Origin of the sequence: Rhodococcus sp. Q, assembly GCF_005503035.1 — a bacterium.
Lineage (GTDB): Bacteria > Actinomycetota > Actinomycetes > Mycobacteriales > Mycobacteriaceae > Rhodococcus_G.
Window position 1 is genome coordinate 1 of sequence record NZ_SCOY01000029.1, and the last position, 14688, is coordinate 14688.

Consider the following 14688-nt stretch of genomic DNA (forward strand, 5'->3'; position numbering starts at 1 on the left):
CGCCTTCGTCCAACCTCGTGTCCGGCCCTTCCGGGCTGGTCGGTGTCCGTGTCGCTCTGACTCGACAAAAGTTACGTGGCCGTGAACGCCACCGCAAATCCGCTGGTCACACCACATTGCGTCGCACGAAAGCCCTGGTCAACACCCCGCGAACCGACGCAAACCCCCAAATCGCATCACTGTGACGCCCGACACCATGCTCGTCCGCCCCAAACGAGAAGGGCCTCGGCGCCTCGCTCACGCGAGGCGCCGAGGCCCAAAGGTCACGCCTGCCGGCTGGTCGTCACTCCGTTCCCGGCACCCGCTCGATGTCTCCCCCGAGCTCGGTGAGGTCCTCGACGAACCTCGGGTAACCCCTGTCGATGTGGTACACGTCGTGCACTTCGGTCGTCCCGTCGGCGACGAGCCCGGCGAGCACCAGACCCGCACCCGCGCGAATGTCCGAGGACCACACCGGCGCACTGGACAGGCGCGGAATTCCGCGCACCACCGCATGGTGGCCGTCCGTCCGCGCATCTGCACCGAGCCGGATCATCTCCTCCACGAACCGGAACCGCGCTTCGAAGACGTTCTCGGTGATCATCGACGTGCCGTCGGCAACCGCCGCCAAGCCGATGGCCATCGGCTGCAGATCGGTCGGGAATCCGGGGAACGGCAACGTCGCGAAGTTGACGGCGCGCGGACGCTCGGCCTGAACGACGCGGAATCCGTCCGGTTCGCTCGTGACATCGGCGCCTGCAGCCCGCAGCTTGTCGAGGACGAGCGCGAGATGTCGCGGATTGACGCCGCGAACCCGCACGTCACCGCGGGTCATCGCGGCAGCGACACCCCACGTGGCCGCGACGATGCGATCGCCGATGACGCGGTGCGTCGTCGGACGCAGGGTCCGCACACCTTGGATCGTCAGGGTCGACGTTCCTGCGCCTTCGATCTGCGCCCCCATCCGGCCGAGCATGTTGCACAGGTCGACGATGTCGGGTTCGCGGGCAGCGTTGTCGATGACGGTCTCGCCGTTGGCGAGAACCGCCGCCATCAGGATGTTCTCGGTTGCCCCGACCGACGGGAACGCAAGCCGAATGCTGGCTCCGTGCAGGTCCGCGGCTTCGGCGACGACGCATCCGTGCTGAATTTCGCTGGTCGCACCCAGCAGGCGCAGACCGCTCTGGTGCATGTCGAGCGGCCGTGAACCGATCGCATCACCACCCGGCAGTGCCACGACTGCGCGCCTGCACCGCGCGACGAGCGGCCCGAGGACACACACCGACGCCCGGAACTGGGTGACTGCGGGAAAGTCCGCGTGGTACTCGGGTTCCGCCGGCGTCGTGATGGCGACCTGGTCGCCTTCCAGGACGACTTCGCAGCCGAGTCCCCTGAGAACCTCCGCCATCAAGGGCACGTCGAGGATGTCCGGACAGTTCGTGATGGTCGTCGTGCCCTCGGCGAGCAACGCCGCTGCCATCAACTTCAGGACGCTGTTCTTAGCGCCGCTGACCGAGACCTCACCCGACAGTCGGTTGCCGCCGGTGACCAGAAAGCGTTCACTCACAGTCGCACAGCCTAGTCAGGCCGACTCGGCGGTCCGTCGGGGCGCGGTACGGTGACCCCATGGCAGTCCACCTGACCCGCATCTATACGCGCACCGGCGACGACGGAACCACCGGTTTGAGCGATTTCTCGCGGGTGTCGAAGAACGATCCCCGGCTCGTCGCGTACGCGGACTGCGACGAGGCGAACGCCGCGCTCGGGGTTGCGTTGGCCGTCGGAAACCCCGACGAGAAAATGGCCGCGGTCCTCCGCCAGGTCCAGAACGACCTCTTCGACGCGGGGGCCGATCTCTCGACGCCGGTTGTGGAGGATCCGAAGTATCCGCCGCTGCGGATCACCCCGGAGTACATCGAGCGACTCGAGGGTTGGTGCGACGAGTTCAACGAGCAACTGGCTCCACTCAACTCGTTCATCCTGCCGGGCGGGACCGCGCTCGCCGCGCAACTCCATGTGGCCCGTACCGTCGTACGCCGCGCCGAACGCGCCGCGTGGGCCGCCGTCGACGCCGCTCCCGAGGACACCAACGTCGCCCCCGCGAAGTACCTCAACCGCCTGTCGGACCTGCTGTTCATCCTCGGCAGGGTCGCGAATCCGGATGGGGACGTGCTCTGGAAGCCCGGCGGCGAACAGTCCTGAGACGACGAAACCCCGGCCCATCGGGCCGGGGTTGTTCGTATCCGGACTCAGTCGCCCATTCCAGGGGGGCGTCCCCGCAGCGATCTACCCGACGGACGGGATTCGATCCATGACAGGAACGCCGTCAGCGAGCCCCTGTCGAGCGCGAACTCGAACGCTCGTTCCGAGTCATCGTCGCGCACCGAGACGATGACGATGTCGTCGGTCATGATGTCGAACTCGGTGTCCTGCGGCGATCGCCTGCCTGCGATCTCGATTCCCTGCCGCGAGATCCTCGAGTCGGGTCCGGGACGCAGGCTCGACAGCTTGAAGAACTGCAGCGTCTCCTCGCCGTAGCGGATGATCCCGTGACGCCACCCGAGGCCGGCATCGTTCGGAAGGCACCGCAGGATCGCGGCCGTCCCACCCCGGCGCAGCACCACCAGTCGATACACGAAAGCCGCGACGAGGGCCGCGAGCAGCGCAACCAGAATCGAAAGAACGATCACTCCGGTGGTCACTACTCGTCGGCCTACTCGTCGCGGCTTGTCGTAATACCTGTCAGGCCCGCTCGACAGCGCGGAGCTGGCCCTTGGCGATCGCGATCGCCTCGTCGCTTGCGCTGGTGTCGGCGAGGACGGCCTTCGCGGCGTCGACGTCGATGTCTCCGGAGAAGTCCGCGGACTCCGCCAGAATCGTCACCGTCTTGCCGGTCACCGAGAGGAAGCCACCGTGCACCGCGACGACGAGACGCTCGCCCTCGGTGGTGATGGCAACGGTCCCACCCTCGACCAGCTGGCCGAGGACGGGCTCGTGGCCGTACATGATGCCGATCTCACCCTCGGTGGTCTGGGCGCTGACGAGAGTCGCCTGCCCCGACCACAGCCGCCGCTCGACGGCGACGAGCTCAACGGTCATCTCAGCCATCGTCGACTACTTTCCGGCGATCTTGGCGGCAGCGGCCTCGACGTCGTCGAGTCCACCGCAGCTGTTGAACGCCTGCTCGGGCAGGTGATCGAACTCGCCCTTGCAGACGCGGTCGAACGCCTCGATGGTGTCACGCAGCGGCACCACGGAGCCGGCCTCGCCCGTGAACTTCTCGGCGACGATGAAGTTCTGGCCGAGGAACTTCTGCAGACGGCGGGCGCGGCCGACGAGGACCTTGTCCTCTTCCTGCAGCTCGTCCATACCGAGGATGGCGATGATGTCCTGCAGTTCCTTGTACTTCTGCAGGATCCGCTTGACCTCGTTGGCGACGCGGAAGTGCTCCGCACCGACGATGCCGGGCTCCAGGATGCGGGAGGTCGAGCTCAGCGGATCCACAGCGGGGTAGATACCCATCTGCGAGATCGGGCGCGAGAGCTCGGTGGTCGCATCGAGGTGCGCGAAGGTCGTGGCCGGCGCCGGGTCGGTGTAGTCGTCGGCGGGGACGTAGATCGCCTGCAGCGAGGTGATCGAGCGGCCACGGGTCGAGGTGATGCGCTCCTGGAGCTCACCCATCTCGTCCGCCAGCGTCGGCTGGTAACCCACGGCCGACGGCATACGACCGAGCAGGGTCGACACCTCGGAACCGGCCTGGGTGAAGCGGAAGATGTTGTCGATGAACAGCAGCACGTCCTGGCCCTGCACATCGCGGAAGTACTCCGCCATGGTCAGTGCGGACAGGGCGACGCGCATACGCGTTCCCGGCGGCTCGTCCATCTGGCCGAAGACAAGGGCGGTGTCCTGGAGGACGCCCATCTCTTCCATCTCGAGGTGAAGGTCGGTGCCCTCACGGGTGCGCTCACCGACGCCTGCGAACACCGAGGTTCCGGAGAACTCGCGGGCGATACGGGTGATCATCTCCTGGATCAGAACGGTCTTGCCGACGCCGGCGCCACCGAACAGACCGATCTTGCCGCCCTTGACGTACGGGGTCAGCAGGTCGATGACCTTGATGCCGGTCTCGAGGATCTCGGTCTTGCCCTCGAGCTGGTCGAAGGCCGGGGGCTTGCGGTGGATGCCCCACTGCTCGCCGTCGCGACCGAGGCCCGGGGTGTCGAGGCAGTCACCGAGGGCGTTGAACACGTGGCCCTTGACGACGTCGCCGACGGGAACCGAGATCGGACGACCGGAGTCGACGACCGCGGCGCCACGGACCAGGCCGTCGGTGGGCTGCATCGAAACCGTGCGCACCAGGTTGTCGCCCAGGTGCTGCGCAACCTCGAGGGTCAGCGTCTTCGCGACAGTCGGCAGAGTGATCTCTGCGTTCAGCGCGTTGAACAGGGCGGGAACGGCGCCACGCGGGAACTCAACGTCCACAACGGGACCGATGACCCGCACGACCCGGCCGGCGGTTGCCGTGCCGTTCGCGTTGGTTTGGGTTACTGCTGCGGTCATGTGCTAGTCACTTCCTGCGCTCGAGGCCAGCGCATTCGCGCCACCGACGATCTCGCTGATTTCCTGGGTGATCTGGGCCTGGCGCACCTGGTTGGCCTCACGGCTCAGGGTGTTCACCAGCTCGTTCGCGTTGTCGGTGGCCGCCTTCATGGCGGTACGACGCGCGGCCGACTCCGACGCCGCGGCATCGAGCAGCGACGAGTAGATCCGGGTGTTGATGTACTTCGGCAGCAGGGCGGACAGCAGCGTCCCGGCCTCCGGCTCGAAGTCGTACTGGGCCGTCGGCTCAGCACCGTTCGAATCGGAGAGCATGTCCTCGCCGAGCTCGAAGTTCGAATCCTGGTAGCTGACCTCCAGCGGCGCCATGCGGCGGACCTCGGGAGACTGCGTCAGCATCGACACGAACTTCGTGTAGACGATGTGCAGCTCGTCGACGCCCTCGACCGTGCCCTCGCCGTTGTAGGCCTGGATCGTGTTACCCGATCCCGCCATGAACAGCTCGACGAGGTGCTTGCTGGCGCGTGCCGCGTCGGCGTAGCCGGGATCCTGGGAGAACCCGGTCCAGGCACCCTTCACGTCACGGTCGCGGAACGTGTAGTAGGTCAGGCCCTTCGTGCCCAGCACGTAGAGCACCGGCTCCTTGCCCTCACTGCGCAGCAGCTGGAACAGCTCCTCCGCTTCCTTGAGGACGTTGGAGTTGTAACCACCACACATGCCGCGGTCGCTGGTGACGACCAGCACGGCGGCGCGCTTCGGGTTCGCCCGCTCGTTCAGGAGCGGGTGATCGAGAGATCCCGAGGCACTCGCCAACGCGGAGAGCACCTTGGTGATCTCCTCGGCGTACGGCTTGGAGGCCGCGACCCGAATCTGCGCCTTGGTGATGCGGGAGGTCGCAATGAGCTCCTGCGCCTTGGTGATCTTCTTGGTCGAGTTGACCGACTTGATGCGGGAGCGCAATTCGCGCAAGTTCGCCATCTACTCAGTCCCTCCTTCCCAATTGGTGTCCGTCACGGCCGCCGCGCTCACTTGGCGACGTGCTTGCGGGTGACGGAAACCTGCTCCTGGCTGACCTCGTCGGCACCGAGAGCGGCAGCCTCGGCCTCGTTGACGACACGGCTGCCGTCGGAAGCGAGGAAGCCCTGCTTGAACTTGTCGGTCGCGGCGTTGAGTGCCTCGATCGAGTCGCCGTCGAGCGCCTTGCCGCCTGCGATCTGCTCGTAGACGCCAGCGGCGTTGCGGTGCAGATCCTCGAGGAGCTCGGACTCGAACCGGCGGACGTCGCCGACCGGCACGGAGTCGAAGACACCTTCGCCCGCGAGGTAGATCGAGATGATCTGGTCCTCGACGGCGATCGGGCTGTACTGGTCCTGCTTGAGCAGCTCGACCAGTCGCTGGCCGCGCTCGAGCTGAGCCTTCGAGGCGTCGTCCAGGTCGGAGGCGAAGGCGGAGAACGCCTCGAGCTCACGGAACTGGGCGAGCTCCAGACGCAGCGAACCGGAGACCTTCTTCATGCCCTTGGTCTGCGCGGCGCCACCGACTCGGGAGACCGAGATACCGACGTTGATCGCGGGGCGGATGCCCTTGTTGAACAGGTCGGACTCGAGGAAGACCTGGCCGTCGGTGATCGAGATGACGTTGGTCGGGATGTACGCCGAGACGTCGTTGGCCTTGGTCTCGATGATCGGCAGAGCCGTCAGCGAGCCGCCGCCGAGCGCGTCGGACAGCTTGGCCGAGCGCTCCAGCAGACGGGAGTGCAGGTAGAAGACGTCACCGGGGTAGGCCTCACGTCCCGGCGGACGACGCAGCAGCAGCGAGATGGCGCGGTACGCCTCGGCCTGCTTGGTCAGGTCGTCGAACACGACGAGGACGTGCTTGCCCTGGTACATCCAGTGCTGGCCGATGGCCGAACCGGTGTACGGAGCGAGCCACTTGAAGCCGGCGGAGTCGGAAGCCGGGGCAGCGACGATGGTGGTGTACTCCATCGCGCCGTTCTCCTCCAGAGCCTGCTTCACGCCGGCGATGGTGGAGCCCTTCTGGCCGATCGCGACGTAGATGCAGCGGACCTGCTGCTTCGGGTCGCCGGTCGCCCAGTTGGCCTTCTGGTTCAGGATCGCGTCGATGCAGACCGCGGTCTTGCCGGTCTTGCGGTCGCCGATGACGAGCTGACGCTGTCCGCGACCGATCGGGGTCATCGCGTCGATGGCCTTGATGCCGGTCTGGAGCGGCTCCTCGACGGGCTGACGCTCGAGCACGGTCGCGGCCTGCAACTCGAGGGCGCGGTTCTCGGTCGACTCGATCTCGCCCAGGCCGTCGATCGGCTGGCCGAGCGGGTTCACGACGCGGCCCAGGAAGGCATCGCCGACGGGGACGGACAGGACGTCGCCGGTCCGCTTGACCTGCTGGCCCTCTTCGATGTCCTGGAAGTCACCCAGGATGACGGCACCGATCTCGGTGGCATCCAGGTTCAGCGCCACACCGAGGACGCCGCCGGGGAACTCCAGCAGCTCGTTGGCCATCGCCGAAGGCAGGCCGGTGACGTGCGCAATGCCGTCGCTGGTGTCGGACACCGTGCCGACCTCCTCACGGGAGGCCTCCGGGGAGTAGCTCGCGGTGTAGTTCTCGATCGCGCTACGGATCTCGTCGGAGGAGATCGTCAGCTCCGCCATGTTCTTCCTGCTCTCGGTATCTGGTCTCGAAAATGGTTCTGGGTGGGTGCTGCGGGGCGCAGCGTGGACGCCGGCTACTTGAGGTTCTTGCGCAGCGATGCGAGTCGTCCCGCGGCGCTGCCGTCGATGACCTCGTCACCCACGCGGACCACGAGTCCACCGAGGAGTTCGGGGTCGACCTCCACGTGCACCGTGACCGGCTTCCCGTAGGTCCTGGTCAGCGTCTCGACGAGCCGTTCGGTCTGGGCCTCGGACAGCGCGGTGGCGCTGCGCACGTGTGCGACCGCCTTGTCGCGCCGCGCCGCGGCCAGCTCGGACAGTTCGTTGAGCGCATCCGCCGGAGCCGACTCGAGTCGGCCGACTGCCTGGGTTGCCAACGCCTCGGTGACCGCCGTGACCTTGCCGTACAGCAGCTTCGACAGCAGCTCACGCTTCGCCGATGCAGGACGGGCACGGTCGGACAGGCTCTGCTCGAGGTCGGGGTTACCCGCCACGATGCGTCCGAGCCGGAACAGCTCGTCCTCGACGGTGTCGAGCTGGTTCTGGTCGTCCGCTGCACGCAGCAGCGACTCCCGCCCCAGCAGGACCAGCGAGTTGCGCAGGTCTGCGGTCGTCGACCAGTCCTGACCTGCTGCGGCGTCGATCGTCGCCAGGGTCTCGGCGGAAACCTTGCCCGAGAACACCTGGCCTGCGAGTGCCTGCCGGACGGACGCGGGAGCCGACGGATCGGCCAACGCGGCGCGGAGGGTGCGCTGGCCGTCGAGAACCTCGACCGCCGTGAACAGCTCCGCGCCGGTCTGTGCCGCAGCCGCAGTCGCCGCACCGGCCGAAACCCCGGCCAGCGCTGATTCCAGGGCGCTCCTCGTCTGAGTCAGCGCCTCACGGCTTGCTGCGTACATGGTGCTCACTTTCCGTTTGCGGAGTCAGCGCTGACGGTGTCCAGTTCACTGAGGAAACGGTCGATCGTGCCTGCCCGCTTGACGTCGTCGGCGAGGGACTCACCGATGACCTTCTCGGCCAGGTCGACCGCGGTGCGGCCGAGGTCGCTGCGGAGCTCCGCAACGATCTGCTGACGCTGAGCGGCGAGCTGGCTGCTGCCTGCGGCGACGATCCGGTCGCTCTCCTCCTGAGCCTGCACCTTCATCTCGTTGATGATCTGCTGACCCTGGGTGCGGGCATCCTCGCGGATGGCCGCAGCTTCGGTGCGCGCGTCGGCGAGCTGGGCGCGGTACTGCTCGAGCGCTGCCTTCGCCTCGGTCTGCGCCTCCTCGGCGCGCTTGATGCCGCCTTCGATCTGGTCGGAGCGATCGGCGAGAACCTGCTGGAACTTCGGAAGGATGTACTTCCAGAAGAAGAAGCCGATGACAGCAACACAGACCAGCGACCAGACGATGTCATAGGTCGCGGGGACGAGAGGATTGATGTCCTCGCCCTCCGCGGCCGCGATCACTGCAATGTTCGACATGGCGTGATCAGAAAATGAAGCCGGCAACGAGGCCGATCAGCGCCAGGGCCTCGGTGAACGCGATACCGAGGAACATGTTGGTACGGATCTGGCCGGAGAGCTCGGGCTGACGGGCGATGCCCTCGATGGCCTTACCGACGACGATGCCCACGCCGATGCCGGGGCCGATCGCGGCGAGGCCGTAACCGATGGCGCCGAATCCGCCACCGGTGACCTCGGAGGTGACTTCCTGTGCCAGGTACGAGAGGCTCATGTGGTTTTCCGTTCCCTTTCTGTTGCCCGTCGCCGGGTTCGGCGCAGGGTCAGTATGTGTGGTGTGTCAGGCAGTCAGTGCAGTCTGATCTGGGCGATCAGTGCGAATCGGCGTGCAACGCCAGGTCGATGTAGACGGCGGTCAGCAGGGCGAAGACGTACGCCTGCAGGAAGATCACCAGCATCTCGAAGAGGGTGAAGCCGAACCCGGCCGCCAGCGAGAACACACCGAAGATCTTCATTCCGGCCGCGGCCTCGAAGAAGAAGAACTGGGTGGCGCTGAAGAACAGCACGAGCATGATGTGACCGGCGAGCATGTTGGCCATGAGTCGGACGGTCAGCGTGAACGGCCGCAGGATGAAGGTCGAGATGAACTCGATCGGGATCAACAGCACGTGCAGGGCGATCGGGACGTTCGGGACCACGATGGACGACTTCACGTACTTGAAGAAGCCGTACTTCTTGATGCCGACGTAGTTGAACACCACGTACGCGAGGGCCGCGAGGACGATCGGCATGCCGACACGGGCATTCGACGAGATGTTCAGGCCCGGGATCACGCTGGACGCGTTCAGGAACAGGACCGTGAAGAAGATCGTGCACAGGACGGGCAAGAAGCGCTTGCCCTGTTCCTTGCCGAGAACCTCGTCGGCGATCTGGTCCTTGACGAACGCCAGGCCCATCTCGGCGACGTTCTGGGCTCCACGGGGGATGAGCTTCGGGCTGCGCATCGCAATCGCGAAGAACCCGAGCAGGACGACCGTCATCAGGATGCGCACCAGCATCAGACGATCGAGCTCGAACGGCGTGCCCTCGAACAGCACAGCGGGAGGGAAGAAGTCTGTTAGTGACGGCGGATGGAATTCCGCGGCCAGGGTGGTGACGCTCAGCGGTCTCTCCCGTAGTCGTGGCCGCAGGCGGCATCGCCTGCGGTTCGATCGGACATTGACGAACTAACAAGTCGACCAGGTCGGCTCGCGTATTCGTCAGCCGCTGCGGCTCGCCCGGACACGTAGGAGTGCTCGAGTGCGTTGCGTCTGTCGGTGTCGGCGACTGTCGTCGACTCGGCGGTCCCACCATGTGCGGTTTCGATGCTCGAAACACCCAGTATGGGAGTCACCTTCGCGGCTGCCGGCCGGTGCATATTCGTCTGATTCGCACCGTTCCAGCACTCACGTGACCCTGACCTTATCAATACAACTACGACGTTGTGTAGACGGGGTCTTCGGGCCCAGGAAAACTACTGGTCGTAGTACTACCTCGTATCGGATTCGGGATCCGTGGAGTCGACGTACGGCACCTTCACGCGAACCAGTCCGATCGTCTCGGCGCCGAGCACGATGATCAATGCGAGCACCATGACCGCGACCAGCGCGCCCTTGCTGTAGAAATCCATCCCCTTGAGCACACCGAGGACCACGACCGCCAGAATCATCTTGAGCAGCCAGCTGCCCAGCAGGATGAGGCCGGACGTCGCAGGAGGCATCTTCTCCGTGAACAGCACTGCCAACGCCGTGCAGAGGACGAACCCACCACCGACCGCGACACCGATCAGCGCTCCCCACAGACCGGCCCACCCCGCGAGAAGCGAGGCGACGATCGAACCCACGACAGCGAGCGCGATCAGGCCGACGACTCCCCACCGCACAGCGGCGCGCAGGGGTGCAGACGGGTCGGGCAGGGGTTCGGGAGAGAAGCTCACAAGCGTCCAGGGTAGCTGGCGGTCACGGCGAGTCGCCCTACACCTCGGGCGGCACCGCCGCCGTACACCTCAGGCGGCACCGCCGCCGCCACCACGAACCTTCTGCACCCGCAGCGACGGGACCGCGGTGACGACCAACGCGAACACGAGCCCCCCTGCGACGAGGAGCACGACCATCCTCCGGTCGAACAGAGCCGTCCCGACCGCACCGAAGGCGAGCACGCCGACCCACAAGTAGATCAACAGCACGACCCGGCGGTGCGAATGTCCGATCTCGAGGAGCCGGTGGTGCAGGTGCATCTTGTCGGGTGCGAACGGGCTGCGTCCCGCCATCGTCCGCCGCACGACGGCGAGGAGCAGGTCGAGGATCGGAATGAACATCACCGCGCCCACCAGCAGCAGCGGCGACAGCAGGCCGAGCATGTCGCGAGATCCGTACGCGTTCAGCGTGATCCGGCCCGAGGCACTCGTCGAGATCGCGGCGAGCATCAGCCCGATGAGCATGGACCCGGAGTCGCCCATGAAGATTCGTGCGGGCTGGAAGTTGTGCGGAAGGAACCCGAGGCACGCGCCGGCGAGCGCCGCCGCGAGCATCGCCGGCGGATAGGCGCTGACGTCGCCGCCCTGCTCGTGGAGAAGACCGACCGAGAAGACCAGGATCGCCAGCGAGGCGATCAACCCCAGCCCAGCGGCGAGTCCGTCGAGTCCGTCGACGAAGTTCATCGCGTTGATCATCACCACGGCGACGAGGACGGTGAACAGTCCGCCCTGGAGCTGGTCGAGCACCCAGGTCGTACCCCCACCGAAGGGCACGTAGACCACCAGCCAGCTGACACCCATCACGACCATCACGCCGGCCGCGGTGACCTGGCCGACGAACTTGGTGAGGGCGTCGAGGCCCCATCGGTCGTCGACGAACCCGACGGCGACGATCACCGTCGCCGACACCAATGCGGCGGGGATGTCCTTGGTGTTGTACTCGAATCCCCTGGTCAGCGCCGGCAGCTGCTGCGCGAACAGGAGCGCGGCCGCGAAGCCGAAGTAGATGCCGAGTCCACCGAGCCGCGGGGTCGGCGTGACGTGGACGTCGCGGTCACGAGGAACGGCGACCGCACCGAACTTGAGCGCGAACAGTCGCACTCCCCCGGTCGCGAGAAACGTGATGACTGCAGCGGTGAAGAGCACCAGAAGGAGCTCGCGGAGCGGCACACCCGCCCCTCGAGCCGCCGGTGCCTCCGCCGCGAGCAGGAGCGTGGCATCGGCGACGGTCACGGTGCTGTGCTCATCCTTGCGCGCTTCCGAGCAGACTCTCGACGGTCACGCCGAGCACCTCGGCGACGTCGGCTGTCGGGACGGCGCCCTCGCGAAGAACCCGCGGGACGTCGGAGGTCAGGTCGACGATCGTCGACGCGACGGCGTGCGCGGCGGGCCCGCCGTCGAGGTACACGGCCGCGCCGCCGCCGAGCTGATCGCGCGCCTGCGCGACGGTGGTGGCCGGCGCGTGGCCCGAGATGTTCGCGCTGGACACCGCCAGCGGACCGACCTCGCGCAACAGTTCGAGTGCGACTGGATGCAGCGGCATGCGCAGCATCACCGTTCCCCGGGTGTCCCCGAGATCCCATGCCAGCGACGGCGCCTGCTGGACGACGAGACTCAGGCCACCCGGCCAGAACGCACGAACGAGTTCCCGCGCCTCCGGCCGGACCGTGAACACCAGCCCGTCGATGGTGTTCCAGGAACCGACGAGCACCGGTACCGGCATGTCACGTCCGCGACCCTTGGCCCGCAGGAGGCCTGCAACGGCGTCACTGTCGAACGCGTCCGCGGCCAGGCCGTACAGCGTGTCGGTCGGCATGACGACGAGACGCCCTGCCTTGAGCGCGTTTCCGGCAGCCCGGATTCCGGCCTCGCGTGTGTCTGGTTGCCCGCAGTCGTAGACGATGCTCACCTGTTCATCCTTTCACCCGGCTCGTTGAACCGGTGTCGCCGCCACCGGTGAGGTGGCCGGGCCGCCGCCGTGGTAGGTCAGTGTCCTCGCGCAGCTTCCGTGGCGGTCGCGACGCGCCGGGCAACGACGAACCGCGGTTTGCCCGCCAGGTCGTTGTGCTCGGAGACCTCACCGAACACGCGACGTTCCCGCAGGAGTGCCGCCACCTGCGCACCGTTGGAATCGTCGTGTTCGATGGCGAGGGCACCGCCGATACGGAGCCAGCGCGCGATGTTCGACACCATCGGTGTGATCACCGAGAGCCCGTCCGGACCGCCGAACAGCGCGGTCGACGGGTCGTGGTCCGCCACCTCCGGGTCGAGCTGCGCTCCCACGGGGATGTACGGCGGATTCGACACGACCAGATCGACCCCACCCTCGAGGTCGGGCAGCAACGCACGGTCGGTGACGTCGCCGTGGTGGAGCACGATCGGCGTGTCCCCCATCGCCGCGCGGGTGTCGGCGTTGCGCCGTGCCCAGGCCAGTGCCGCGGTCTCGAGTTCGACCGCATGGACGACGGCATCCGGCCGTGCCTGGGCGATCGCGAGCGCCAACGCACCGGATCCCGTGCACAGGTCCAGGACCACCGGCGGTCTCGTCGGGGTGGCCTCGAGTACCGCGATCGCCCACGCGAGAAGCAGCTCGGTCTCCGGACGCGGGACGAACACCCCCGGACCGACCGCCAGATCAATCGCACCTATCGCCGCGACACCGGTGATGTGCTGCAACGGAATTCGCTCCGCACGACGCGCGACGAGGCCCCGGTAGGTCTCGATCACATCGGGATCGACCAGCGGGATCAGACCAAGTCGTCCGCGCTCGACGCCGACGACGTGCGCAGCGAGCAGTTCCGCGTCCGTGCGCGGGCTGGGCACCCCTGCATCCTCGAGTGTGCGAGTGGCGTCGAGGATCGCCAGGCGCAACGGTTGTCGTGTCACGCGTTCAGCCTGCCATGCGGTGTCGGAGCGGATGCGACGACCACCGTGCCGTACCCGTCATTCGGCGGCGAGTCGCGCTTCCCGATCGGCCTTGCCGAGAGCGTCGAGCAGCGCGTCCATGTCGCCGTCGAGGACCGCGTCGAGGTTGTGCGCCTTGAACCCGATCCGGTGATCGGTGATGCGGTTCTCGGGGAAGTTGTAGGTCCGGATCCGCTCGGACCGGTCCACGGTGCGAACCTGGCTGGCGCGGCCTGCCGACGCCTCGGCGTCGGCGGCCTCCTCCGCCGCGACCTGCAGCCGAGCCGCGAGAACCTGCATCGCGCGGGCCTTGTTCTGCAGCTGGGAACGTTCGTTCTGGCAGGTGACGACGATGCCGGTGGGCAGGTGGGTGATGCGGACCGCGGAGTCGGTCGTGTTGACGCCCTGACCGCCCTTGCCGGAAGACCGGTAGACGTCGATGCGAAGGTCGCCCTCGTCGATCTGCACTTCCTCGACCTCGTCGGGTTCGGGGTAGATGAACACGCCCGCCGCCGAGGTGTGGACACGGCCCTGCGATTCGGTGACCGGAACCCGCTGCACGCGGTGCACGCCTCCCTCGAACTTCAGCCGTGACCACACACCGTCGCGGACGTCGCCCTTCGACTTGATGGAGAGCGTGACGTCCTTGAATCCACCGAGGTCGGAGTACGTCGCTCCGAGAACTTCGACGCGCCAACCCGCGTTCTCCGCGCTGCGGGTGTACATCCGCGCGAGGTCGGCCGCGAACAACGCGGACTCCTCGCCACCTTCACCGGACTTCACCTCGAGCACCACGTCGTCGCCGTCGTGCGGATCCCGAGGCGCGAGCAGGTCGGTGAGCGTGACGTCGAGTTCCTCGACCAGTGCCTCGAGTGCGGGCAGTTCCGCCGCGAAGGACGCGTCGTCGGCTGCCAGTTCGCGGGCGGCGTCGAGGTCGTCGCGGGCGGCGACCAGCTTCGCGTGGGTCGCCATGATCGGCGCGAGCTCGGCGAATCGCTTGCCCACCCGTCGTGCTGCGGCCGGATCGTTGTGCAGCGACGGGTCCGCCAGCTGCAGTTCGAGGCCGGCGTGCTCGGCCAGGATGTCGTCGATCGCCGAGGGCTGGGTGGTGCCCGCCATGA

The 14688-nt window shown here is 66.9% G+C and carries 16 protein-coding genes; 1 reads left to right on the forward strand and 15 read right to left on the reverse strand.

Annotated elements, in window-relative coordinates; genetic code table 11:
• Positions 1-283 precede the first annotated feature (283 nt).
• On the reverse strand, positions 284-1546 hold the full coding sequence (murA, locus tag FFS72_RS20790) for a UDP-N-acetylglucosamine 1-carboxyvinyltransferase (RefSeq protein WP_171018771.1): 1263 nt from the start codon (positions 1544-1546) through the stop codon (positions 284-286).
• A gap of 59 nt (positions 1547-1605) precedes the next feature.
• Between murA and FFS72_RS20795 the strand changes: the two genes are divergently transcribed.
• Entirely contained in the window at positions 1606-2181 is a 576-nt protein-coding gene (locus tag FFS72_RS20795) for a cob(I)yrinic acid a,c-diamide adenosyltransferase (protein WP_137875720.1), read from the forward strand.
• 47 nt (positions 2182-2228) lie between these two features.
• Here the strand turns inward: FFS72_RS20795 and FFS72_RS20800 are convergent, their stop codons facing one another.
• From FFS72_RS20800 to prfA, 14 genes are all read right to left on the reverse strand, one after another.
• A complete protein-coding gene (locus tag FFS72_RS20800) occupies positions 2229-2669 on the reverse strand; it encodes a DUF2550 domain-containing protein (RefSeq protein ID WP_249353432.1) in 441 nt (146 codons plus the stop codon).
• A 52-nt stretch (positions 2670-2721) separates the two neighbouring features.
• On the reverse strand, positions 2722-3087 hold the full coding sequence (locus tag FFS72_RS20805) for a F0F1 ATP synthase subunit epsilon (RefSeq protein WP_137875722.1): 366 nt from the start codon (positions 3085-3087) through the stop codon (positions 2722-2724).
• Between the two features lie 6 nt (positions 3088-3093).
• Complete coding sequence (gene atpD / locus FFS72_RS20810) at positions 3094-4539, reverse strand: F0F1 ATP synthase subunit beta (protein ID WP_137875723.1); 1446 nt, start codon at positions 4537-4539, stop codon at positions 3094-3096.
• A 3-nt stretch (positions 4540-4542) separates the two neighbouring features.
• A complete protein-coding gene (locus tag FFS72_RS20815) occupies positions 4543-5514 on the reverse strand; it encodes a F0F1 ATP synthase subunit gamma (protein ID WP_050063354.1) in 972 nt (323 codons plus the stop codon).
• Between the two features lie 47 nt (positions 5515-5561).
• Entirely contained in the window at positions 5562-7205 is a 1644-nt protein-coding gene (gene atpA / locus FFS72_RS20820) for a F0F1 ATP synthase subunit alpha (protein ID WP_050063353.1), read from the reverse strand.
• A 74-nt stretch (positions 7206-7279) separates the two neighbouring features.
• Positions 7280-8104 carry a F0F1 ATP synthase subunit delta gene (locus FFS72_RS20825; RefSeq protein WP_050063352.1) on the reverse strand — a complete coding sequence of 275 codons (825 nt, stop codon included), beginning with the start codon at positions 8102-8104 and terminating at the stop codon, positions 7280-7282.
• Between the two features lie 5 nt (positions 8105-8109).
• On the reverse strand, positions 8110-8670 hold the full coding sequence (locus FFS72_RS20830) for a F0F1 ATP synthase subunit B (protein ID WP_137875724.1): 561 nt from the start codon (positions 8668-8670) through the stop codon (positions 8110-8112).
• A gap of 7 nt (positions 8671-8677) precedes the next feature.
• A complete protein-coding gene (locus FFS72_RS20835) occupies positions 8678-8923 on the reverse strand; it encodes an ATP synthase F0 subunit C (RefSeq protein ID WP_137875725.1) in 246 nt (81 codons plus the stop codon).
• A 97-nt stretch (positions 8924-9020) separates the two neighbouring features.
• The gene (gene atpB, locus FFS72_RS20840; protein WP_502704140.1) at positions 9021-9839 is read right to left on the reverse strand and encodes a F0F1 ATP synthase subunit A; all 819 of its coding nucleotides are present in this window, start codon (positions 9837-9839) and stop codon (positions 9021-9023) included.
• A 338-nt stretch (positions 9840-10177) separates the two neighbouring features.
• The gene (locus tag FFS72_RS20845; protein WP_137875727.1) at positions 10178-10624 is read right to left on the reverse strand and encodes a Cg1360 family ATP-synthase-associated protein; all 447 of its coding nucleotides are present in this window, start codon (positions 10622-10624) and stop codon (positions 10178-10180) included.
• 69 nt (positions 10625-10693) lie between these two features.
• On the reverse strand, positions 10694-11896 hold the full coding sequence (locus tag FFS72_RS20850) for a glycosyltransferase family 4 protein (RefSeq protein ID WP_137875728.1): 1203 nt from the start codon (positions 11894-11896) through the stop codon (positions 10694-10696).
• Positions 11897-11906: 10 nt separating this feature from the next.
• Complete coding sequence (locus FFS72_RS20855; RefSeq protein ID WP_137875729.1) at positions 11907-12572, reverse strand: L-threonylcarbamoyladenylate synthase; 666 nt, start codon at positions 12570-12572, stop codon at positions 11907-11909.
• Positions 12573-12649: 77 nt separating this feature from the next.
• Positions 12650-13549, reverse strand: a complete 900-nt coding sequence (prmC, locus tag FFS72_RS20860; RefSeq protein ID WP_137875730.1) for a peptide chain release factor N(5)-glutamine methyltransferase — start codon at positions 13547-13549, stop codon at positions 12650-12652.
• Between the two features lie 57 nt (positions 13550-13606).
• A complete protein-coding gene (gene prfA, locus FFS72_RS20865) occupies positions 13607-14686 on the reverse strand; it encodes a peptide chain release factor 1 (RefSeq protein ID WP_137875731.1) in 1080 nt (359 codons plus the stop codon).
• Positions 14687-14688 lie beyond the last annotated feature (2 nt).